The sequence below is a fragment of the Ruegeria sp. E5 genome, from assembly GCF_056534105.1.
Window position 1 is genome coordinate 796,012 of record NZ_JBQFPA010000001.1, and the last position, 21,234, is coordinate 817,245.

The 21,234-nt window shown below is 56.4% G+C and carries 20 protein-coding genes; 9 read left to right on the forward strand and 11 right to left on the reverse strand.

From position 1 onward, the window contains the following. Positions 1-66 precede the first annotated feature (66 nt). From ACR0BI_RS04060 to ACR0BI_RS04085, 6 genes are all read left to right on the forward strand, one after another. Positions 67-516, forward strand: a complete 450-nt coding sequence (locus ACR0BI_RS04060; RefSeq protein WP_170662787.1) for a GNAT family N-acetyltransferase — start codon at positions 67-69, stop codon at positions 514-516. Next, a complete protein-coding gene (locus ACR0BI_RS04065) occupies positions 513-1,877 on the forward strand; it encodes a DUF2927 domain-containing protein (RefSeq protein ID WP_480561387.1) in 1,365 nt (454 codons plus the stop codon). Before ACR0BI_RS04060 ends, ACR0BI_RS04065 begins: the two co-directional genes overlap by 4 nt. A 6-nt stretch (positions 1,878-1,883) precedes the next feature. Then, on the forward strand, positions 1,884-2,051 hold the full coding sequence (locus tag ACR0BI_RS04070; RefSeq protein WP_480561386.1) for a hypothetical protein: 168 nt from the start codon (positions 1,884-1,886) through the stop codon (positions 2,049-2,051). Between the two features lie 4 nt (positions 2,052-2,055). Beyond that, complete coding sequence (locus ACR0BI_RS04075; RefSeq protein ID WP_480561385.1) at positions 2,056-3,240, forward strand: vWA domain-containing protein; 1,185 nt, start codon at positions 2,056-2,058, stop codon at positions 3,238-3,240. A 161-nt stretch (positions 3,241-3,401) separates the two neighbouring features. Beyond that, on the forward strand, positions 3,402-5,204 hold the full coding sequence (locus ACR0BI_RS04080) for a hypothetical protein (RefSeq protein ID WP_480561384.1): 1,803 nt from the start codon (positions 3,402-3,404) through the stop codon (positions 5,202-5,204). 84 nt (positions 5,205-5,288) lie between these two features. Continuing rightward, complete coding sequence (locus tag ACR0BI_RS04085; RefSeq protein ID WP_170396642.1) at positions 5,289-5,978, forward strand: M48 family metallopeptidase; 690 nt, start codon at positions 5,289-5,291, stop codon at positions 5,976-5,978. Between the two features lie 68 nt (positions 5,979-6,046). On the opposite strand, the gene ACR0BI_RS04090 is transcribed toward ACR0BI_RS04085, so the two are convergent. From ACR0BI_RS04090 to ACR0BI_RS04125, 8 genes are all read right to left on the reverse strand, one after another. Further along, positions 6,047-6,589: an RSP_2648 family PIN domain-containing protein gene (locus tag ACR0BI_RS04090; protein WP_170566052.1), complete on the reverse strand. Its 543-nt coding sequence runs from the start codon at positions 6,587-6,589 to the stop codon at positions 6,047-6,049. After that, the gene (locus ACR0BI_RS04095; RefSeq protein ID WP_480561383.1) at positions 6,586-7,788 is read right to left on the reverse strand and encodes an RSP_2647 family RNA methyltransferase; all 1,203 of its coding nucleotides are present in this window, start codon (positions 7,786-7,788) and stop codon (positions 6,586-6,588) included. The genes ACR0BI_RS04090 and ACR0BI_RS04095 overlap by 4 nt, the downstream gene beginning before the upstream one ends. Before the next feature lie 41 nt (positions 7,789-7,829). Then, a complete protein-coding gene (locus ACR0BI_RS04100) occupies positions 7,830-8,102 on the reverse strand; it encodes a hypothetical protein (protein ID WP_170396636.1) in 273 nt (90 codons plus the stop codon). After that, a complete protein-coding gene (locus ACR0BI_RS04105; RefSeq protein WP_480561382.1) occupies positions 8,089-10,881 on the reverse strand; it encodes a [protein-PII] uridylyltransferase family protein in 2,793 nt (930 codons plus the stop codon). The genes ACR0BI_RS04100 and ACR0BI_RS04105 overlap by 14 nt, the downstream gene beginning before the upstream one ends. Beyond that, positions 10,878-11,267: a nuclear transport factor 2 family protein gene (locus tag ACR0BI_RS04110; protein WP_170663655.1), complete on the reverse strand. Its 390-nt coding sequence runs from the start codon at positions 11,265-11,267 to the stop codon at positions 10,878-10,880. The genes ACR0BI_RS04105 and ACR0BI_RS04110 overlap by 4 nt, the downstream gene beginning before the upstream one ends. A 112-nt stretch (positions 11,268-11,379) precedes the next feature. Beyond that, positions 11,380-12,372 carry a hypothetical protein gene (locus ACR0BI_RS04115; protein WP_480561381.1) on the reverse strand — a complete coding sequence of 331 codons (993 nt, stop codon included), beginning with the start codon at positions 12,370-12,372 and terminating at the stop codon, positions 11,380-11,382. A 623-nt stretch (positions 12,373-12,995) separates the two neighbouring features. Beyond that, complete coding sequence (locus tag ACR0BI_RS04120) at positions 12,996-13,349, reverse strand: Rieske (2Fe-2S) protein (RefSeq protein WP_170396629.1); 354 nt, start codon at positions 13,347-13,349, stop codon at positions 12,996-12,998. 17 nt (positions 13,350-13,366) lie between these two features. Further along, a complete protein-coding gene (locus tag ACR0BI_RS04125; protein WP_223117916.1) occupies positions 13,367-14,449 on the reverse strand; it encodes an amidohydrolase family protein in 1,083 nt (360 codons plus the stop codon). Positions 14,450-14,574: 125 nt separating this feature from the next. Here ACR0BI_RS04125 and ACR0BI_RS04130 point away from each other — a divergent pair, with 125 nt between their 5' ends. From ACR0BI_RS04130 to ACR0BI_RS04140, 3 genes are all read left to right on the forward strand, one after another. Continuing rightward, positions 14,575-15,450, forward strand: a complete 876-nt coding sequence (locus ACR0BI_RS04130; RefSeq protein ID WP_170396625.1) for a LysR family transcriptional regulator — start codon at positions 14,575-14,577, stop codon at positions 15,448-15,450. Between the two features lie 78 nt (positions 15,451-15,528). Beyond that, entirely contained in the window at positions 15,529-16,587 is a 1,059-nt protein-coding gene (locus tag ACR0BI_RS04135) for a hybrid-cluster NAD(P)-dependent oxidoreductase (protein WP_170626693.1), read from the forward strand. Between the two features lie 27 nt (positions 16,588-16,614). Continuing rightward, positions 16,615-18,294 carry a BCCT family transporter gene (locus tag ACR0BI_RS04140; protein ID WP_170598141.1) on the forward strand — a complete coding sequence of 560 codons (1,680 nt, stop codon included), beginning with the start codon at positions 16,615-16,617 and terminating at the stop codon, positions 18,292-18,294. A 342-nt stretch (positions 18,295-18,636) separates the two neighbouring features. Here ACR0BI_RS04140 and ACR0BI_RS04145 read toward each other — a convergent pair whose 3' ends face one another. The 3 genes from ACR0BI_RS04145 to ACR0BI_RS04155 form a co-directional block, all read right to left on the reverse strand. Then, positions 18,637-19,071: a Gfo/Idh/MocA family oxidoreductase gene (locus tag ACR0BI_RS04145; protein ID WP_480459297.1), complete on the reverse strand. Its 435-nt coding sequence runs from the start codon at positions 19,069-19,071 to the stop codon at positions 18,637-18,639. Beyond that, a complete protein-coding gene (locus tag ACR0BI_RS04150) occupies positions 19,047-19,334 on the reverse strand; it encodes a Gfo/Idh/MocA family protein (RefSeq protein WP_480459296.1) in 288 nt (95 codons plus the stop codon). Before ACR0BI_RS04150 ends, ACR0BI_RS04145 begins: the two co-directional genes overlap by 25 nt. Before the next feature lie 914 nt (positions 19,335-20,248). Next, positions 20,249-21,226: an HpcH/HpaI aldolase/citrate lyase family protein gene (locus tag ACR0BI_RS04155; protein ID WP_480561380.1), complete on the reverse strand. Its 978-nt coding sequence runs from the start codon at positions 21,224-21,226 to the stop codon at positions 20,249-20,251. Positions 21,227-21,234 lie beyond the last annotated feature (8 nt).

Genomic DNA, 21,234 nt, shown 5'->3' on the forward strand with positions numbered 1-21,234 from the left:
GGGTGTCAGCATTACATCAACGAAAGACCCCGCGCCAATCGGGCCTCCAGAGCAGGAAATAATAAAATGACTAACGCCCTCACAATTCGTCCCTTGCGACCAGAAGACCGGGATCAATGGGCCGAAATGTGGCGTGACTACCTGGCATTTTATGAAACCAAAGTGCCGGATTCGACTTTCCAAAGCACCTTTGCGCGGCTCTTAGGTGATGATCCGAATGACTTTTCCTGTATTGTCGCGGATTTGGATGGGCAACTGCTTGGACTGACCCACTACCTGTTTCATCGCCACGCCTGGAAGGAAGAAAGTGTCTGCTATCTGCAGGATCTCTATGCCCGCCCAGAAGCGAGAGGCACCGGAGTTGGGCGCGCCCTGATTGAGGCCGTCTATGAAGAAGCGGACAGGCAGAAAGCCCCCTCAGTCTATTGGCTGACGCAGGAAAACAACCATACCGCACGCAAACTCTATGACCGCATCGGCAAGTTGTCGCCGTTTCTGAAGTATCAGCGACCATGAGGCTTTTGGGCGCAACTCTCCTTCTGGCGGCGCTGTCTGCCTGCACCACGGTCGACCGGATCGAGACGCCGACTCGTACCCAGGTGACTGAAGCTTCGCTGCCGCCGTCTAAATCCTTCGGCGCTGCTCGTCCAAGCCCGCCTGCCCGTTCAAACAAGAACATCGCCGCAGATTTCCTATCGCTGCATTTCGCACTTGAGAGCGGCGCAGAGTTGCCCGTTTTCACCCGGTTTGATGGACCCATCACGGTGCGTCTGACTGGGACACCGCCACCAACGATGCAGACCGACCTGAGCCGGCTACTGACCCGGTTGCAACGTGAGGCGAAGATCGACATCCGGCAGATTCCAGAGGGTCAGGCGAACATCACGATCGAGGCTGTAAGCCAGAAACAGATCCGCCGCATCCTGCCGCAGGCCGCCTGTTTCGTCGTGCCCAACTCTTCAAGTCTGGAAGAATACCGCCGTGACAGGCGCAAAAGTAAAAGCAACTGGACCGAACTGCGAAAACGTGAACGGATCGGGATATTCATCCCCTACGATGCCAGCCCACAGGAAATTCGGGACTGCCTACATGAAGAATTGGCTCAGGCACTTGGACCTCTGAACGACCTCTATCGCCTAACCGATTCAGTATTCAACGACGACAATTTCCACACGGTTCTGACCGGATTCGACATGTTGATCCTGCGCGCAGCCTATGCGCCTGAGCTGCAAAATGGCATGACACGTGAACAGGTGGCGGCGGTTCTGCCCGGCGTACTCAGCCGGCTGAACCCCAGAGGGGATCGGGTTGCGCCACAACAGGTTACTGAGACACCTCGGGCCTGGATTAACGCAGTTCAACGCGCCTTGGGGGCTGGCGCTGGTACGGCCAAACGCGTCAACGCTGCGAACGAGGCAGCGCGAATTGGACAACAGCAAGGCTGGACCGACCACCGCCGCGCCTATCCGCATTATCTGCTGGGGCGCATGGGGCAATTCGACGACCCCGAGGCGGCGCAGCAGCAATATGAAATTGCCCTGAAATACCTGAATGCCACCCCGGGAACGGAAATTCAGCGCGCTCATATCACGGCACAAACCGCAGCCTTTGCTTTGGCACAGGGTCAGGGCACCGAGGCCCTGCCCGAATTGAACAAAGCAATCAATGTCATGACCAAGGCCGAGAACGCCGCCCTTCTGGCCACCCTGCTGCTGCTCAAATCCGAGGCACTGCGGCAGTCCGGTCAACTAGATCAGGCACGTCGCGTTCGGCTGGACAGTATCGGATGGGCACGTTACGGCTTCGGCTCGGATTTGGTGGTGCGCTCGGTCACACAAGACATCGCGCAGTCAGCCGCCACAAGCACGGGTGGATAACGTCACATGATAGTGGTTCTGGGCATGGCTATTCTGGGCGCGATTCTGGGCGCGTTGACAGCACGCAAACGTAACGGAAGCGGTGCTGATATGGCTCAATACGCTGCAGGTTACGGCATTGCCTTAGCGTTGGTCGGGCTGGTGATTTCACTGGTCATTGTCCGCCTGGTATAGAACGATGTTCCTGCCCTTCTTCGAAAACCTCCGAAACGCTGGCATTCCCGTATCTCTGCGCGAATACCTGACGTTTCTGGAAGGGATGAAAAAGGGCTTGGCGACATACGATGTCGAGGCGTTTTACTATCTCGCCCGCGTTTCGATGGTGAAAGACGAGCGCAACATCGACAAGTTCGACCGTGCCTTTGCCGCCAGTTTCGGAGGGTTGGGTGAAATCAGTTTCGATCAAGTACTCGAGGCGGTCGATATTCCTGCCGAGTGGCTTGCAAAGATGGCCGAAAAGCACCTGTCGGATGAAGAAAAAGCCGAGATCGAGGCGCTTGGTGGCTTTGAGAAGCTGATGGAGACGCTACGCGAGCGCCTCAAGGACCAACAGGGTCGCCATCAGGGCGGTAACAAGTGGATCGGCACCGCGGGCACCTCACCTTTCGGCGCCTATGGCTACAACCCCGAAGGCGTGCGCATCGGCCAGAAAGAAAGCCGCCATCAGCGTGCCGTAAAGGTCTGGGACAAGCGCGAATTCAAGAATTTAGATGACACTGTTGAACTGGGCACCCGGAACATCAAGGTCGCTCTGAAGCGCCTTCGCCGCTGGGCCCGCGAAGGCGCTGCCGAAGAGCTTGATCTGGACGGAACGATCAAGGCAACAGCTGAACACGGCTATCTGGATGTCAAAACCCGACCCGAACGACACAACGCCGTCAAAGTGCTTTTGTTTCTGGACGTGGGCGGATCGATGGACCCGCATATCAAGGTCGTCGAAGAACTGTTCTCAGCGGCCCGAACCGAATTCAAACATCTGGAATACTACTACTTCCACAATTGCCTCTATGAAGGCGTCTGGCGCGACAATCGCCGCCGCTGGGATCAGCAAACTCCGACGCACGAGGTCTTGCGCACATACGGGCCGGACTACAAATGCATCTTTGTCGGCGATGCCTCGATGAGTCCCTACGAGATCGCTTATCCCGGCGGTGCAAATGAGCATTGGAATCAGGAATCTGGCCAAGTCTGGCTGGGCCGTGCACGCGAACAGTGGACATCGAACCTGTGGATCAATCCAGTGCCAGAGAAGTATTGGGAATATACCCATTCGATCGGCATGATCCGTGAGATATTCGAAGATCGCATGGTACCCATGACGCTGGCGGGTTTGGAACAAGGTATGCGGGAACTGACGCGATAGTCACCGTCGGAGTCCTTGTTTTTTCAGAAACCGGAAACAATAGGCCCATTTTTCAGAGATATTCGCGTCAAAAGAACCACCAAAGAAACAATCTCGGCAAAATTCCCTGCCTCTCTCGAATTCGTGATATACGACAAAGGGATTGAAGCTGGGGGGCTGAGATGACCATTTCAAAACTACGAAATATCCTGACATCTGTTTTGACCATTACAGCGTTCGCAATTGCATCGGGTGCGACCGCGACATTGGTACTTTCCCCTGACGCCGCTTATGCCAAGAATGATAATGGCAATGGAAAGGGCCGCGGCGGCGGCAAAGGTAATTCTGGAAAAAGCAACGATGGCAACAAAGGCAAGGGTAAGTCCGGAAAAGGCAACGACGGCAACAAAAGTGGCGAAAAGGGAAAATCCGGCAGAGCTAAGGGTTCCAAAAGCGCGGGTAAAGATGCCGGCAAGGCCAACTCCAAAACGCACCGCGTGGAAAAGGCTTTCGGGTTTAACAAGAAGCAAAAGGCAAAACACCACCGGTCAGCCAAAACCTCTGCTAAAGCTAAGGGACGGAACGGCAAGGTACAAAAGACCACACTGGCGGGCTTTGGAAGAGAGTTTAAACGCGATGTCGAGCAACTATTTGGCAAGCGTTCGCCGGTAAAAACCAAGTCAAGCGCGAACCGGGTAAAGAAATCGTACCGCAAGGCGTCGGTGGCTCCGGTTGAGTATTCCCCGCGACCTGTTGCTCGCACAGATTATAAATCCAAGCACTATGACAATAAGAAGCCCAGCAAGCGTCGCTATCGCGACCCGCTTGTTGCAGCGATCACCGATCCCGATGGCTCGGACAAGCTGCGCAACCTGAATGCGTCTAAGGCAGCAGCCCCGGCGTTCCGCAATGCTTCACCCAACAGCAATGTCGGCAGAATCGCGACCTATCAGGCGGCGGCGGAAACCTATTACGACCTGCGCGGTGACCTCTATGAGACCCGTCGCGAACTGCGTGATCTGAACGAAGACTACGATGGCCGCAGCAGCGAAGACATCGCCGATGATATCGCCGCACTTGATCCTGCGGACCCGGACTACGATGACAAGCTGAGTGCGCTTGAGGATGAACTGCGCGATGCTGAAACCTATGAGGAGGCGCGCGACGATCTGCGCGCTGATCTGAGGGATCTGAAATACGAAACCCGCGACGCGTTGCAAGATGCGGAGGCTGCCTTTTATGACGCTTCGAAAGGGCGTACATTGACCAAGGCGACGCTGGGCGAGTTCCACGGCAATCTCGATCTGCCACAGCCAAACCACCGGCACAAGGACTGGGCAACGGTCCAGCCGGTGCCTTACGATCCTGACGGCTACCGCTATTCGGATGATAAGAAGTTCTATGATGAAACCGACTATCGACTGCGCTACGACAAGCCATATTCCGATCGCAATAAGAACCGCTACCGCTATTATCGCGACCCGCTTGTTGCAGCGATCACCGATCCCTATGGCTCGGACAAGCTGCGTAACCTGAATGCGTCTAAGGCAGCGGCCCCAGCGTTCCGCAACGCTTCACCCAACAGCAATGTCGGCAAAATCGCGACCTACCAGGCGGCGGCGGAAACCTATTTCGACTTACGCGGTGACCTCTATGAGGCGCGCCGTGAACTGCGTGATCTGAACGACGACTACGATGGCCGCAGCAGCGAAGACATCGCCGATGATATCGCCGCACTTGATCCTGCGGACCCGGACTATGATGACAAGCTGAGTGCGCTTGAGGATGAGCTGCGCGATGCTGAAACCTACGAGGAGGCGCGCGACGCTCTGCGCGCGGATGTGAGGGACCTGAGAGTTGATGCTCTGGTCGCAGAAAAGGAAGCTGAACGCGCATTTTTTGAGGCTTCGAAGGGCGAGGTCTTAACCAAGCAGTCCCTTGCCGAGTTTCATTCGAACCTGCACCTGCCCTCGCCAGGCAGGTAAGGCTGGATTTAGCCGCATAACTGATCGGACGTGAAGGGCGAGTTACCGCTTGCCTCCTCGGGGCGGGCCGCCCATATCTAACTCATGCTTCGCTTAACACCCATCCTGCTGGCCATAGCCTATGCCGTTGTGATGTACCGGATATCCGTCTGGCGCACGCATCGTGAGTTGGATGCGAAGTCCACCGAACTGGCCGATCCTGCGCTAAAACGCATGACGGACCGGCTGGCTGCAGCCTTGGAGATTGATCGGGTCCCAGTCTACATCTACGAGATCGATCCGGTGAACGGGCTGGCAGCGCCGGATGGGCGTATTTTCATCACTCGCGGTTTTTATCGCAAATTTGGCAACGGCGAAGTATCAGCGGAAGAAATGGCAAGCGTAATCGCGCATGAATTGGGCCATGTCGCCCTTGGCCACGCCCGGCGGCGGATGATTGATTTCTCGGGTCAAAACGCCCTGCGTGCTGCGCTGATGATGCTATTGAACCGCTTCATCCCGTTCATTGGAGCCTGGATTGCAAATATGCTGACTCATTTGCTGGCCTCCCGCCTGTCGCGGAGTGATGAATATGAGGCGGATGAATATGCGGCTGCGCTTTTGACAAAAGCCGGGATCGGGATTGGTCCACAGAAGTCTTTGTTCCACAAGCTTGAGGATCTGACACAGCAGCGCGCGGGCGTTGTGCCCGCTTGGTTGATGAGTCATCCAAAGACGGATGAGCGGATCGCAGCTCTGGAAGTACTTGAACAAAAGTGGGGCGTGGGAGTTTAGGATAGGAGCGAGGGGCCAGCCCCTCGCGCTCCCCGAGATATTTTTGGCCAGATGAATGGGATCCCGAATTAAGTACTCAGGGCTTTGCCAAGGCGCGGCAGGCGGGCTTTTTTCATTAAGCTGCGCAAGGTCCATTGAGCACCGGATAGCCGGTTGGCTTCAGCAAGGACCGCTTTGGAAACCTGCGTCATGCCTTCGGGGTCGGACAGCCAGAGTTCATGCAGCAGCCCGTCCGGATCGCGCCGCTCAAGCCCTTCGTCGGCCAACATATTCTTGGGAAAGTCCTTGGCATTGACGGTGACAATGACATCTGCTGAGCTTGTGACCGCCGTTGCGAGAACGTGGATGTCGGCGGCATCCGGCAACCATAGGCGCTGTTCAACACCGAGGTTGGCGGGTTGCTCGGCATTTGGCCATTGGGCCTGAACCAGCGCGATTTCGGCGCGCGCCTGCGCCTCTCCCTCGGGGCCGAGTTTGCGGGCGGCACGGGCCCATTCTTCGAGGATACGTGCAGACCAGACGGGCGTGAAATAACCAAGCCTCGCAACGCCCAACAGCATCTCTCGCATCACCGTTGGATAGATGACGCAGGTATCAAGAACCGCCTTCACAGACGGTAAAACACGGCTTTGAGGTAGCCGCTTTCTGCCAGCTGCGGCAATTGTGGATGGTCCGGCCCGGCAAAGCCAGTTCGGATCAGTTGGGCCTGTCGTCCTGCCCGTCCGATCCCACGGGATGAGGCATCGCGGAAGCGGCCCAGATCAGCGGCATGAGAACAGGAGCAGAGGCCAAGATACCCGCCCGGTTTGACCAGCGGAGCCGCCAGACGTGCGGTACGCTCATAGGCGCGCAAACCTGCATCCAACGCCTGTTTCGAAGGTGCAAAAGCCGGAGGATCACAGATGACGACGTCGAACAACGCGCCCTCTTCGCCGAGTTTGGTCAGTATATCAAAGGCGTCGCCTTGTCGGGTCTGGAAACGGGCAGAAAATCCTGAGGCTTCAGCGCCCTTCGCCGCCAGTTCGAGCGCCGCTGCCGAGCCGTCAACGGACAACGCCTGCGCTGCGCCGCCCGCCAGCATGGCCAGACCAAAGCCTCCGACGTGGCTGAATACATCCAGCACCTGCGCCTCGGGGTGAACCAACTTGGCGGCAAACGCGTGACTGGGGCGTTGGTCATAGAACAGGCCGGTTTTCTGTCCACCAGTCAGGTCAGCCATGTAGGTTGCGCCATTCATTGGCACCGGCAGAGGCTTATCGGGCGCGATGCCGCGCAAGGTCAGATTGGTGTCGTCCAACCCCTCGAGCACACGCGCGCGCCCCGAGGCGTTCTTCAGCACTGTGTCGACCCCGGTCACCTTGACCAGCGCGTCGGTCAGAGATTCAAGATGTGCCTCAGCCCAGGCTGCATTGGGTTGGATCACGCAGGCGTCTCCGAACCGGTCGATGATCACCCCGGGAAACCCATCCGCCTCGGCATGGATCAGGCGATAGTAAGGCGCATCGAACAGTCGCTCGCGCATCTCAAGCGCGCGGCGCAGACGGGTTTCAAACCAGTCCGCATCCAACTGCGCGCCGATATCGCGATCCAATACCCGGCACATGATCTTCGAGACCGGATTCACTGCGACCAGAGCGATTGGCGCGCGCTTCTCGTCTTCCAGCACAGCCAAGGACCCCGGCCCGATCTTGCGAGTCCGGCGGTCGGTGACGATGTCATTGGCATAGACCCAGGGAAACCCATGGCGCAGGCCACGCGCATTGGCCTTGGGTTTCAAACGGATACGGGGGCGGTCAGCTACGGGTGTCATGGCGCCCTCATAATCGTGAATGCACGGGGGTGAAAGCCCCGTTAACGATTGCGCTTGCGCCAGCCGCCACGACGCTTGGGGGCTTGGGCCGCCTGCAAACCCTCGGTCAGGACCTGCGTCATCGGATGATCAGCAGCCTGTTCCGAATAGACTGCGTGTAGGTTGGTCAAGGCCTGATTTTGATCAAGCTCTCCGGGCAGGCTCAGCGCCCAATCCAGAAAGATGCTGCGACACTCGGGCAAGGTGATGCCTTCAATGCGATACGCCTCGCGGATCAGGCCTTTGTGGTCATTCGGATCATCACTGCGTGCCATCTTCAACCCTTCCGACAACTGCGCCAATCAACGAGGCCGCAGTGCTGTAATTGTCTTGCAACGCGGATTGCAGCTGTTCGACCTGATCGAACCCGGTCGCCCGGCACAGAAAGGCCGTACCGCCTTCACCGATCTTATCGGCCTCGATCACCTTTCCCGACAGCAGGCGCGCCGCACATTGCACCGACCAGCATAAATCGTAACAACCCTTCAGGGTTTGCGCCTGCGCGACATCCAGCAGCCCGACAGCGACCGCCCCGTCCAGACCCGAGTGTACATCGCGCTGGGGCAATCCGGCCAGCAATGCGCCCGTCTCTGCCATCAGTTCGATATCCATCATGCGACCCGGCCCATTCTTTGCGTCCCAAACGCCCGCTGGTGCTTTGGCTGCGGCCAGTCTTTCGCGCATCTCGGCGACTTCTTTCAGCACCTTCTGGTGGTCGCGCGTTTGCGATAGGAATTCAGCGCGGAAGCTTTCGATATCCTCGGCCAGACCGGCGTCGCCTGCGACCACATGGGCGCGGGTCAAAGCAAGGTGTTCCCACACCCAGGCCTCATTCTGCTGATAGTTGGTGAAGCTGGCCCAGCTTGTAGCCACCGGCCCCTGATTGCCCGACGGGCGAAGACGCATGTCGACCTCATAAAGCCGTCCCTGTGACATTGGCGCGCTGAGCGCCGTGATCAAAGCCTGGGTGAAACGAGCGTAGTATGTCCGCGTTGCCAGCGGGCGAGGGCCATCGGACATGTCCTGATCCTGAGGATCGTAGATGACAATCATGTCCAGATCGGATTGCGAGTTGATGCGCCCTGCCCCAAGTGACCCCATGCCCAAAACCGCGGCGCCGCGCCCGGGCGCCGGTCCATGCTTTTTGGAGAACTGGTCGACAACGCAGGGCAGAACCGCCGCAATCACGGCCTGCGCCAGTTCGGCATATTGCTGCCCGGCCTGCGCCCCATCGATCAGTCCGCGCAGATGATGCACACCGATGCGAAAGTGCCACTCCTTGCACCAGCGACGTGCGAAATCGAGCTGTGTTTCATAGTCGCTGTCCTCTGCCAAGGCCTGCGTCAAGTCCGACTGCAAGGTCGCCTGCCCGGGCCAATCGCTGAAGAAACTGCCACCAATCACCGCATCAAAAACCGAGGCGTTGCGCGACAGATGGGTGGCGAGCGCATGTGACGTCCCAACGATATCGACCAGCAGATCAATCAGATGCGGGTTCGCTTCGAACAGGGAAAACAGCTGCACTCCAGCGGGTAATCCTGCCAAAAACCCATCCAGCGCCAGCAATGCTTCGTCGGGTTTCGCAGTTTTAGCCAATCGCGCTAAAAGTTCCGGTCTGAGCCGCTCGAATATCCGTGCACCACGCTGCGATCGAAGCGCCGGGTAAGTCGGCCAGCGGGCCAGCACACCCTTGTCAAACTCAACCTCCTGAAGCGGCACGGGTGCCGCGCCTGGTCCAGGGGCGAAGAACCCTTCGGTCAGTTCGTGCACTTCGGTCAGGCGGCGGGTCAGTTCGGCGGTCAATTCGGCGCTGCTGATCCCCATCAGGCACGCGACCCGTTCGAAACCGTCCTCTGAATTTGGCACCTTATGGGTCTGCGCGTCATGCACCATCTGGATTCGATGCTCGACCTCGCGGTGGGCACGGTAATGATCGGTCAGCTTCTCGGCGACATCTTCGGGCACCCAGCCTTTTGAGGCCAGCGCCGCCAGACCGGGAACGGTGCCCCGGACGCGAAGGTCTGGATCACGTCCGCCCGCGATTAATTGGCGGGTCTGGGTGAAGAACTCGATCTCTCGAATACCGCCCTGCCCCAGCTTCATATCGTGGCCGGGAATCGAGAGGCTTCCGCCCGTTCCCTTGTTCTCGCGTATACGCAGTCGCATGTCATGAGCGTCTTGAATGGCGGCAAAATCCAGATGCCGCCGCCAGACGAACGGGCGCAATGCATCAAGGAATCTCTGACCTGCCGCGATGTCCCCGGCGCAGGGGCGTGCCTTGATATAGGCCGCACGTTCCCACGTGCGCCCAAGGCTTTCATAGTAGCGCTCAGCCGCTTCCATCGCCAGACACACGGGTGTGACTGCCGGGTCCGGGCGCAGTCGCAGATCGGTGCGGAATACATACCCATCCGCCGTCTTGTCGCTGAGCGTGGCACAGAAATTCCGCGTGGCGCGCACCATTCCCTGACGGGCTTCATAGAAATCATCGGGATCGAAACGGGTTTCGTCGAACAGCACGATCAGATCGATATCCGAGCTATAATTCAGCTCATATGCGCCCATTTTGCCCATCGCCAGAATGACCATACCAGCTGCGGTTTCGACATCATTCTCGGTCATACCCGGCAGCTTGCCGCGCCGGATCAACGCAGCAATTTCGGCCTTCGCTGCCACATCTACGGCCAATGCGCCAAAGTCAGTCAGCGCGGCAGTTACCTTTTCCAACGGCCACGCACCCGCCAGATCGGCCAGCGCCGTCAGCAAGGCCATGCGCCTCTTCGCTTGCCGCAAACCGGGTTTCAACTGATCCGACGGCAGCGCGCGCGCCGCGTCCATCACTTCCGACAATGCCTGGTCCGGTTGCTGCAACGCGTGTGGCAACCAGTTCCTTTCTTGGTCAATCAACCCTTTCAGGTAGGGGCTAGAGCCCGCAGTTCCCGCGATCAACTCCCCCTGCTCGGCAGTCAAATCGGGCAGCGCCGCGCGTGTTTCGTCACCCAGATCGGTATGAAAAGCGCGCGGCAAGCGGTTGATAACAAGAGGCTGGCTCATGACCGTTCCAGTGGCGTGTCCTGGCTGAAACTGTTGATCCAGACATCGTGACGCCGCTCCCATAGGGATGAGATCAGCATCGCCTCCCATTCCTGTGCTTCGGGGCGTAGATAATCTGCCCTGTATGAGAGCAAAACCACATCCGCCGATAAGACGCGCAACCTGGTATCGCTGAGTTCATATTGCGCCATCGTAGGCGAATCGGCGAACTGGCCAACATGATCGTCGCGATTGGCAAAACCCGTTGGATACACGCCCAGAAAATCGGGGCTCAGCAGCGCCCGGTCGGCCTGTGCATTGCCTTCAACCAGCGCAGTCCATACCTGTTTTTCCAGCGAGAGGATCTGATCGAGTGACGGTGGGCTGGTGTTTTCAATATCTTCCATTTGCCTATGACTTGTGACGGCCGAAAATCAGATGCGGCCAGCGCACATGATCGGACAGAGTTGGCTTAGCCCTGTCCGATTGAACAGCAGAAAGGGCCGAATGTCCAAATCGTTATAGCCACTGATCCACTGGCGGCAAATCGAAAGTGAACGGATTTTCAATCCCCTGCCCGGCTAAATCCCACTCATCATAGTGCTCGTCTTCACGAAGCTGCAGAAACGCCGCCTCAAGCTGATCGTTCAAACTCACCAACTCGTCCCAGGCGTCACCCATATGAGCCTGGAACATCGCCAGTTGTTGGAACAAGCCATCTGGCAAAGGGCCAAATTCCACACTCCCCAGATCGCGAGCTGGGAAATACATATCCTCTTCAAACTCAAAAAAGCGCGACATTCCGTCGTTAAAGTCAATTTGGCCATCGAACGAGACCGCAGCAAATACTTCATAAAGACCGGTCTCATTCATTTCGAGCTCGAACGACACCTCAAAACTCAGCGCAAAATCAGAAATTCCGTTTTGATGAAGCTTGCCTGCGATCTCGACGACCTCGTAATAGCCGTATGACGCCAGAACCAGATCGCCATTTACATCGAACCCATGCACATCGAACATCTCCCCCAGTTCGCTGGCTATAGACAGATGCTGAAACTGTGCTGCCTGACTAATGTGAACGCCCTCAAATCCAAAGGCGGACCGGGCCTCATAAGAAACAGGTATGTCCGTTCCATGCATGCTTATGGTTTCAAGCGCGACTTGCTGTGTATGGTACAGCTCGGAAATGAGCGTGGCGCTTCCGCGTGTCGCGATCTCGTAGTTCACCATCGAAAGACTGAACTCAACCTCGTGAGACCCAGCGCCCTGATACGCGCTGACCGTGCTGTCGATCACCCCGTCCCAAAACCCGCGCAGTTCGATATCCGGCAGATCTTCTTTCCCTTCGAGATCATGGGGATCGAGGTTCAAAAAAGGCAAATCGACTTGATCAATCGAACTAGATACGCCGCCTTGCGAAGCTAGGCCTGGTTCGGTCGACAAGATGAAACTCTCCTCTGACCCGAACGGCCAATGAGTTGTGTTCACAACATTCATTTCAGCGACCTCCATTGATTGCTCCTCGGAAAACTATGTATTCAGCCATTGCGCAAACCCTATGGAAGGGTTTGATTATTAAGCGTTCTTAATAAAACGTTTAACCGATGGGCTGCGTCGCTCGGCCTGAATTACTGAGACGTAAATCCGCTGTAGTTGAATACTCTATACTGCAGTAGATCAGAGGAAGCGGGATAATTGCGAATGGACCTGAATTGGCGTGTAAAATATGGGCTCAAATGCATTTCCTTAGTTTGAAAATCTCATGAGCCCAATGGTTTTCAAGAAGGCCTTGAACAGCTATTTACGCGGTCTGCTATTTTCTGGGACATAAAAGTGGCAAATGCCCAATGCCTCATGAAGCCAATCAAACAAATAGTTTTGGGCGCTGGTAAGAATGGCTTAGCCAAGCCATGAATTGTTTTCATTGAATATCTGGCCAGGGTGAGCGCCCTCCTGTAGGCCAATCAGAACGTGCATATAGCCATCCTCCAAGCCAATACGAAAAGCACAGCGATAGATCTCCGGTTTCAAAAATAAAACTGGCATTGCCTATGCCTAGACAATGCCAGCGCAGGCAGCTGGGAGGAAAGATTGAACTGCCTAATATTTCTGACCTTCGTCGTGAAACCCGCTTCTTACAGATGCACGAAGAGATCACTGCCCTCTACTGATACATCGAAGCGTCTCGTTTTAATGGACGAATCCACAAGAAACTCACCGCTGCGAATGTCGAATTCCCAACCGTGCCAGGCGCAACGGACGATTTCACCGGCGCGATCATAGACAAATTCGGTTGAGTCCGTTTGGCGGGTCGTACCGCAGACCGGGCCTTCGCAGAGGGCCGCACCTTTGTGAGGACAGATGTTGAGCAAAGCGTGATAACCGTCGTCGAGTTTGAAAACGCCGATGGGCATGTTCGAAACTGTGACGATCTTTGCCGCGTCGCTGGGGACTTCATCAGTTTTGCAGGCGAAATACTTGTTTGCCATGGTCGATGTCTCCTTCTTTATTCGGCGGCATGCGCCATCGGGCGTGGCAGACGGGTATATACGTCCAACGCATTGAGTCCGAAGATCTTCTCGCGCCATGCGGGCGGGACATGCAGCTTGTTGACGTCGTCGTAGTCCCAATGCGGATAGTCCGACGCGAACATCAGGGTGTTCTCTCCATCCATCGCCTCAAGCGTGGCCCACAGGTGCTGGATATTCGCGGGCTGCTCCAACGGCTGGGTCGACATGCGGATGTTCGACTTGAAGTACTCGGACGGCAGACGCTTGAGCCACGGCGTTTCCTTTCGCAGCGCCTTGTAGTTCGCATCTAAACGCCAAAGAACCGAGGGCACCCAGGCGACGCCACATTCGATTATTACCACTTTCAAGCCCGGCCATTTCTCAAACACGCCGTGGGCGATCAGGCTGGCCATGTGGGTCATGGCCGTCTGCGGCAGTATCGCGTGGGTTTCCCAGAAGAAGGTCGAAGGCCCGGCCCCGATGGGGGTCGAGTTGATGCCGCCCTGTCCGCCGAGATGCATAGCGAATGGCAAGCCCATTTCGGCGCAAGCCTCATAGATCGGGTGATAGAACGGGTCGCCATAAGGGCGTGCGGCACCGTGGCTCACCAAAACTTGAACGACACGGGGGTGGCCGCCAACCCGGCGGATTTCAGCGGCGGCCAGATGCGGGTCCTGCGGTGCCACCACGATCGAGCCCCAGAACCGCTCGTCCTTGGGCAGCCAGTAGTCGATCATGTAGTCGTTATAGGCTTTGCACAGCGCATTGGCGTAATAAGGGTTGGCCAGCGTTGAGGCTTCGATCGGTTCGTCGCCGGTCAGGATCGCAACGTCGATACTGTATTTATCGAGGTGCTTTTCCTTCATTATCAAGTAGTTGTCGTCTTCCTCAACCGGGTTCACATCATGACGTGCAAAGCCTTCGGGATGGAACCAGGGACGATGGCCATGTGGGAATGCACCACGTGGGCCGGTGCGTTCACCCCGGACGAACATGTCCTTGAAAAGACCTTCCATGTAGGGTTCCAGAACCGTGGCGCTGCACCAATAGTTGTGGCAGTCGCAATCGACGATGAACATGAACTTCTCCTGTTGCTAGCGCCAAAAGGGCGGGCTTACATCTTGTTCAACGATGCTTGATATCTGCGAAACTTTGGCAAATAAATACAATTGAAACGTACCTATCGATCGGGATTACCGATTAAATGAATCGCCAGCTTTTAGTGACCTACATGGATGTTCTGGAAACGCGGAACTTCAACCGCACCGCCGAACGTCTGAATGTGACCCAATCCACGGTCAGCGCTCGCATCCGTCAGTTGGAGCAGGAGCTGGACACGCGTCTGTTCGAACGGGGGCGCGGCGGGGCTGAACCCACGGCCGCCGGGCGCCGCTTTGAGACCCATTGCCGGTCACTTCTGGCTGCTTGGAGTCTGGCACGACGCGATGTTGAGGCGGGTGGCAGCGGCAACAGGCAACGCTTGCGTATATCAGTTCAGTTCAGTTTGGCCCGATCCGTGCTGATAGACTGGACTAAGGCAGTCAGGGAAAGAAACCCGTATCTTGACCTGTATCTCGAGGCGAATTTCTCACAACAGATACAGCGGGATGTTCTGACCGGCGAGACCGATATCGGTATTGTTTTTGTCCCGCAGCGGGCGCCTGACATGTTTGTCAGCGAATTGGGCAGCGAAAGCTATGTAATGCTGTCCACCGATTGTGACCGTATCGAGGACGTTCCATGGACGCGCTACATTCAGGTAGCCTACACATCATATTTTGACCGCCAGCATGACGAGGCGTTTTTGGATCAGCCGCAAAGCTCGACCCTGGTGGGCAGCAATGATCTGGCTTTGGATTTCCTAAAAGCCAGCGGCGGAACGGCATATTTCCCCGGATTTGCCGCACCGGGTCTGTGTGCCGAGTATCCAACATTGCAACAGGTTACTGACGCACCGGTGATCCCACAGCCCATCTATTCCATCGTGCACGTTCGAAAACGCCATGATCCGCTGGTGGCGCAAGCTGTCACCCTGTTCAAAGAACTAATCCAACACAGATCAATCGCTTTAACCGATTGATACCGCAATTCTGCACCGTTTTTCAGCCCCCTCGCACCATTATCCTCGCGCGAACCCTATTCTGGAGGTTTCCGCAAGATGCTCGTTGCGACGGACAGTCCGTTTTCCCTGAGTTCAGCCAACAACCAACCCTGCTACGCAGGTGGGCCTGCCACTTTGACCTGCAAAGCGGTGATCGATGAAACGCATGACAGCAAGACCTTCGTCTTTGAAGACACGCAAAGCCGCAGCTTCGACTTCAAACCAGGCCAATACGTGACCTTCTGTTTCGAGATCGAGGGCAAGCAGCATGTACGCGCCTATTCGATCTCGTCCACGCCGACCCGGCCCCACAACATTCAGGTCACCGTCAAGCGCGTGCCCGGTGGGGTTGTGTCCAACTATCTGAACGATCAGATGGTCCCCGGAACAGAGATCGAGATTGCAGATATCACCGGTGGCTTCAACTGGGTGGATATCCCCAGCGATAAGCCATTGTTCCTGTCCGGTGGCTCGGGTGTCACCCCGGTCATGTCGATGCTGCAATACGTCACCGACGTGACCTTGCCGAAAGACATCGTTTTCGTGCATTTCGCTCGCTCGCCTAGGGACATCATTTTCCGCGACCAGCTTGAGTTTTTGAACCGACGCTTCGCCAACGTGACCATCCATACCATTGTGGATGAAGCGAATGATGGGTTTGAGGGTGAAATCGGTCAGATATCGGCAGATTTGCTGCAGCGACTTGTGCCTGATCACGCCGAGCGCAGCATTTTCATGTGCGGTCCCGAAGGGTTCATGAAAGCAGCCCGTGATGTGGCTTCTGTCATTCCGTTTGCCGCTGTCCACGAAGAAAGCTTTGGCGAAAAGATCACTATCGAAGAAAGCAGCGGCACGGGGGGTGAGGTCTATTTCTCACTCAGCGGTCTGCACGGTCATGCCGCCGAGGGCGAGACCTTGCTAGAGGCTGCGCTGAACGCAGGCGTCTGGATCGACTCGGCCTGCCAGCAGGGCGTTTGCGGCAACTGCAAAGTGCGCCTCACTCAGGGCGATGTTGAGATGCAGGACATGGGCGGCCTGCAACCCGGTGATACCGAGCAAGGGTATGTGCTGGCCTGTTGCAGTTGGCCGAAAGGCCCGGTCGCGCTCGACGCGTGAAGTGGAGATTCAAAGGGAGGAATACAAATGTCAATGAAACCACCGCTATCGGAACTTCCGATAAAAACCGCTGACAACGGTTTTTACCGGGGGTTCAGCGTCAACGTGACGGTGATCAGCAAGATCGTCATCAGCCTGCTGGTTGTTTGGTGCATAGTCTGGCCAACACAGGCTGGTAGAATTCTTGGCGATTGGAATGCCGCCATTCTTTCGCAGTTTGCTGCCTGGTATATCTGGGTTGTTACCGGGTTTGTCATCGTCTGTATTGGGCTGGCCATCTGGCCAACTGCTGGACGTATGAAACTTGGCGTAGAGGGCGAGAAACCCGAGTTCTCTAACTTTTCCTGGTTCTCGATGATGTTTGGCGCGGGCATCGGTGTCGGAATGTTAACTTGGGCGGTCGCCGAACCTGTAGCGCATTTCGAGAACAATCCGTCCGTTATTCAGGGGGTGACGACTGCACTGGATGCAGACAATGTCCGAACGGCGTATGTTTGGTCATACCTGCATTGGGGTTTCGGGGCGTGGGCATGCTATGCGATAGCCGGCTTGGCGCTTGCTTTCTTCAGCTATCGTCGCGGACTGCCGCTAACGATCCGCTCCTCATTGACCCCACTGTTTGGTAAATCACTGTCGGGCAACCTCGGTCATCTGATCGACATCGTCGCCGTTGTCGCCACTATTCTTGGGGTAGCCCAGACGCTCGGCTTCGGTGTTGAACAGTTCGTTGCAGGTCTCACACGCATCGGCATCGGTGGGCTCGCACAGCCCGATGGTTCTGCGACAAACTTGGGTATCGTCGTCGCTCTGCTTGTCATCATGGGCGCGTCGACCTTGTCGGCTCTGTCCGGTGTTGGCAAGGGCATCAAATGGCTTTCGAACATCAATATGGGCCTGTCGATCTTCCTTCTGGGGTTCTTCATCCTGTTCGGAGCGACCTTCTTTGGCGCCAAAGCGTTTTTTGTAGGCATATGGGACTATGTGGTCGCGCTGCCATGGCTGAGCTTAAACGTATACACATCTGATGGTGTTGAAGGGTCGGAAGCGTTCCTTCTAGCGCAGTGGCAAGGCTGGTGGCCGGTCTTCTATTGGGCGTGGTGGATCGCGTTCGCGCCTTTCGTCGGTTTGTTCCTGGCGCGGATTTCCAGAGGCCGGACAATCCGTGAGTTCGTGTTGGGCGCGATGATTGTTCCCGCACTAATGTGCTTTGTCTGGTTCGCCTGGGCCGGAGGCACGGCAATCGACCTGGAACTGAACGGAGACGCAAACGGCGTCATCCTGGATGCGGCGAACGGCGACAAAATCTTCGCGATGACAGAACACATGCTTGCTCCGATTGCAGAAGCATTGGCGTGGGCAATGGCCGCGGTGATCGTTGTCCTGCTGATGACCTTCCTTGTCACGTCTGCAGACTCGGCCGTGCTGATCGTGAATACGATCAACGCAGCTGGCGACGAAGGTCCCAAGGCAAGGCCTCACATCATGTTCTGGGGCGCAGCTCTGGCACTTGTTGTCGGGGGCTTGCTTGTCTCAGGTGGTACCGGAGCAATTCAGACTGCAATGGTGATAGGTGCATTGCCCTTCTCTATTGTAATGGCGTTGATGTGCATCGCACTGATCAAAGCAATCTGGAATGATGGGCGGCGCGAAGCAGCGGGCATCGCGACAACAATCTCAGCTGACGCAACGACTATGCCGGCCGAGTAGAGGTTGAGCTAATATCTTTGATTGGCCTCCGGTATTTCGGAGGCCATTTTCTGTCTGGCCCTCAATGCCAACCCATCAAAGGTGTGAGCAAACTGAAACTGATTCAAATCTGTATTCCAGTTTGAAGTTGTTTGCGACAATGTCAGCCAATGTGGACGCTTTACTACAAGTATCGCCCCGCACTTTTTTGCCGACAATCGAGGTCGCGCACATGATCCGTAAAGGTCAGCTAACGCTTGGAGTCTGTTCCTTTCAAAAACTCAAAGAACTGACCACTTTATACCGCAGGTCAGATGCATTTCTTAAAACTTCAGGAGGCTTCGCTGCAGAACCCTTATGCACTCATGCGGCACCATCGGCCTTCGTCTTGGCCGATGCCAGTACGCTTGAGATAAACGCCATACCCAACAAACCGTCAAAAAGACCGGGCAGTAAGTGGTCCGCCTTATCCTCACATCGGATCAGTTCGGCGGCCTCGGCGTAGAGGGTTGCAAAGCCTTCCAAATATCCTTCAGGGTGGCCCGGAGGGATACGAGTTGCTCGTTGGGCGGCTTGCGGCAGCACCGATCCTGATCCACGTGTCAGGAGCTGCATAGGCTGGCCAACGCGGGTGAATTGTAGGTGGTTAGGGTGTTCCTGTGACCACTCCAGACCACCACGTTCGCCATAAACCCGCAAACGCAGGCCGTTTTCGTTTCCCACGGCCACGTGACTGGCCCATAGCATTCCACGCGCGCCACTAGCATAGCGCATCAAGACGTGGGCGTTGTCGTCCACCTGGCGGCCCGGAACCAAGCTTGAAAGGTCAGCGGCAAGGTGCGATGGCACTTCGCAGTTACAAAATGTGCCAGATTGAACGCGTGAGTACCGATATCACCAATTACACCAGCACCGGACCGAATTGGGTCGGTGCGCCGGTCGGACTGCTTGTTGTCCGATGCGGTGGGTACGGCCAGCCAGTCTTGCGCATATTCCACTTGCACCAACCGCAGCTTGCCCAGCTCGCCCGCACGCACCATGCCACGTGCCTGACGAACCATTGGATAACCCGTGTAGTTGTGAGTCAGTATAAAATGAGCTGATGACGCTTGTCGGAAGCGCAGAATGCGCTTACTCGGCATCACGTTCGGTCACAAGATCGCCCTTCATTGCGAACCAGGCTCTTATGTGCCCGAATAGTTCGGTATCCGGATCGTAAACCTGTTCGAGATCTTACGAGTCGATGACGGGTTCATGCAGCTTTCGAACCTGACATGGTGCCCTGTTCAAACCACCATGCTGCAGATTCAGTTTTTGACCGAGGCTTAGGTCATCTGGCTTAATACCTATCATGCGACACTGATTGAACGTCTTGGCCCCCTGCTGTCGTCGTCAAAATTGACATGGTTCAAAACCGCGTTTGCGCCGTTGCCACTTTATAGAAGCCGGTTCTGTCGTAACGGGACCCGTTGCAATCTTTTGACCATTGACCTTGGTGGATCTGGCGCCTGTTTGGCGAAAGGTATTATCCAGTTGACGGTCTGCTATTGGTCTCCTTCAAAAGGCGGTTCAGTGCAGCGTGGTCCAAGACTACGCTCCGCTCCGACATGGTTTCTTCTGGGTCCCGGCAAGAAACACGCTAGCGCAGGTAGCGGAAAACCGCGTGGAAGATCACTTCATCAGGAAAATGTGCACCCTTGAGTAAGATCAGTACGTACCGCTCCTGTCTGTTTTGCGAACGCCGCCAAAAGAACTACCTTGCAAGCGACAATTGGGATCGTAGATTGCGACAGAACCTATCTGGTTTGGTCCGAAAAACATCGTTTTCAGGCAAGGCTGTGAGTGTTCAGGGTAGTGTGTTGCAGACTTCAGCCATATCGAATGAATGACCACCGAAGTCTGCAGATGTTGCCTGCCCCGGACCTGCCGAGGCAAGCGCGCGCACCCCTACTTCAGTGCCCAATGCGGGCTAAAATCACGCTGCCGCAATCTGGCGAGCCTTTTCGACCATGACCTCCGCCTGGCGGATCGAGGCATAGTCGATCAGACGACCATCCAGCGACACCGCACCTTTGCCTGCGGTCTCGGCCTCGGCCATAGCAACAAGGATACGCTGCGCCTTGGTGACTTCGGCATCGCTGGGTGACATGACCTCGTTCGCCAGAGCGATCTGGCTGGGATGGATGGCCCATTTACCTTCGCAGCCCAACACCGCCGCCCTTTTGGCAGCTGCCTTGTAGCCTTCAGGATCCTGGAAATCACCGAACGGACCATCAATCGGACGCAGACCGTTGGCACGGGCGGCGACAACCATACGGGCGAGCGCGTAGTGCCACATATCGCCCCAATGGGTCGCGCGCGCAGCATCGCCATCCGGGTCGGTCAGAACCGAATAGTCGGGGTTCACACCACCGATGATCGTGGTCCGCGCGCGGGTCGAGGCTGCATAGTCCGCCACACCGAAGTGCAGGCTCTCATTGCGGTTCGAGGCCGCCGCGATTTCGCTGACATTCTGCATGCCCAGAGCGGTCTCGATGATATGCTCGAACCCGATGCGTTTCTTGTAACCCATCGCGTCTTCGATCTGCGTGACCATCATATCGACGGCATAGACATCTGCCGCTGTGCCGACCTTGGGGATCATGATCAGGTCCAGCCGCGCACCGGCTTGTTCGACTACATCCACAACGTCGCGATACATGTAATGCGTATCCAGCCCGTTGATGCGCACCGACATTGTCTTGCTGCCCCAGTCGATATCGTTCAGGGCTTGAATGATGTTCTTGCGGGCCTGCTCTTTTTCATCCGGGGCTACCGCGTCTTCGAGATCTAGGAAGATCACGTCCACATCCGATTTCGCGGCTTTTTCGAACATGCCGGGCTGGCTGCCCGGCACGGCGAGTTCGCTGCGGTTCAGGCGCGCGGGGGCCTGTTCGATGGCATAAAAGCTCATGGGTTTTG

Excerpts from the sequence above, each read along its gene's own strand:
- ACR0BI_RS04060 (WP_170662787.1), top strand. The coding sequence starts at position 67 with ATGACTAACGCCCTCACAATTCGTCCCTTGCGACCAGAAGACCGGGAT.
- ACR0BI_RS04065 (WP_480561387.1), top strand. The coding sequence starts at position 513 with ATGAGGCTTTTGGGCGCAACTCTCCTTCTGGCGGCGCTGTCTGCCTGC.
- ACR0BI_RS04070 (WP_480561386.1), top strand. The coding sequence starts at position 1,884 with ATGATAGTGGTTCTGGGCATGGCTATTCTGGGCGCGATTCTGGGCGCG.
- ACR0BI_RS04075 (WP_480561385.1), top strand. The coding sequence starts at position 2,056 with ATGTTCCTGCCCTTCTTCGAAAACCTCCGAAACGCTGGCATTCCCGTA.
- ACR0BI_RS04080 (WP_480561384.1), top strand. The coding sequence starts at position 3,402 with ATGACCATTTCAAAACTACGAAATATCCTGACATCTGTTTTGACCATT.
- ACR0BI_RS04085 (WP_170396642.1), top strand. The coding sequence starts at position 5,289 with ATGCTTCGCTTAACACCCATCCTGCTGGCCATAGCCTATGCCGTTGTG.
- ACR0BI_RS04095 (WP_480561383.1), bottom strand. The coding sequence starts at position 7,788 with ATGACACCCGTAGCTGACCGCCCCCGTATCCGTTTGAAACCCAAGGCC.
- ACR0BI_RS04100 (WP_170396636.1), bottom strand. The coding sequence starts at position 8,102 with ATGGCACGCAGTGATGATCCGAATGACCACAAAGGCCTGATCCGCGAG.
- ACR0BI_RS04105 (WP_480561382.1), bottom strand. The coding sequence starts at position 10,881 with ATGAGCCAGCCTCTTGTTATCAACCGCTTGCCGCGCGCTTTTCATACC.
- ACR0BI_RS04110 (WP_170663655.1), bottom strand. The coding sequence starts at position 11,267 with ATGGAAGATATTGAAAACACCAGCCCACCGTCACTCGATCAGATCCTC.
- ACR0BI_RS04115 (WP_480561381.1), bottom strand. The coding sequence starts at position 12,372 with ATGGAGGTCGCTGAAATGAATGTTGTGAACACAACTCATTGGCCGTTC.
- ACR0BI_RS04120 (WP_170396629.1), bottom strand. The coding sequence starts at position 13,349 with ATGGCAAACAAGTATTTCGCCTGCAAAACTGATGAAGTCCCCAGCGAC.
- ACR0BI_RS04125 (WP_223117916.1), bottom strand. The coding sequence starts at position 14,449 with ATGTTCATCGTCGATTGCGACTGCCACAACTATTGGTGCAGCGCCACG.
- ACR0BI_RS04130 (WP_170396625.1), top strand. The coding sequence starts at position 14,575 with ATGAATCGCCAGCTTTTAGTGACCTACATGGATGTTCTGGAAACGCGG.
- ACR0BI_RS04135 (WP_170626693.1), top strand. The coding sequence starts at position 15,529 with ATGCTCGTTGCGACGGACAGTCCGTTTTCCCTGAGTTCAGCCAACAAC.
- ACR0BI_RS04140 (WP_170598141.1), top strand. The coding sequence starts at position 16,615 with ATGTCAATGAAACCACCGCTATCGGAACTTCCGATAAAAACCGCTGAC.
- ACR0BI_RS04150 (WP_480459296.1), bottom strand. The coding sequence starts at position 19,334 with ATGGTTCGTCAGGCACGTGGCATGGTGCGTGCGGGCGAGCTGGGCAAG.
- ACR0BI_RS04155 (WP_480561380.1), bottom strand. The coding sequence starts at position 21,226 with ATGAGCTTTTATGCCATCGAACAGGCCCCCGCGCGCCTGAACCGCAGC.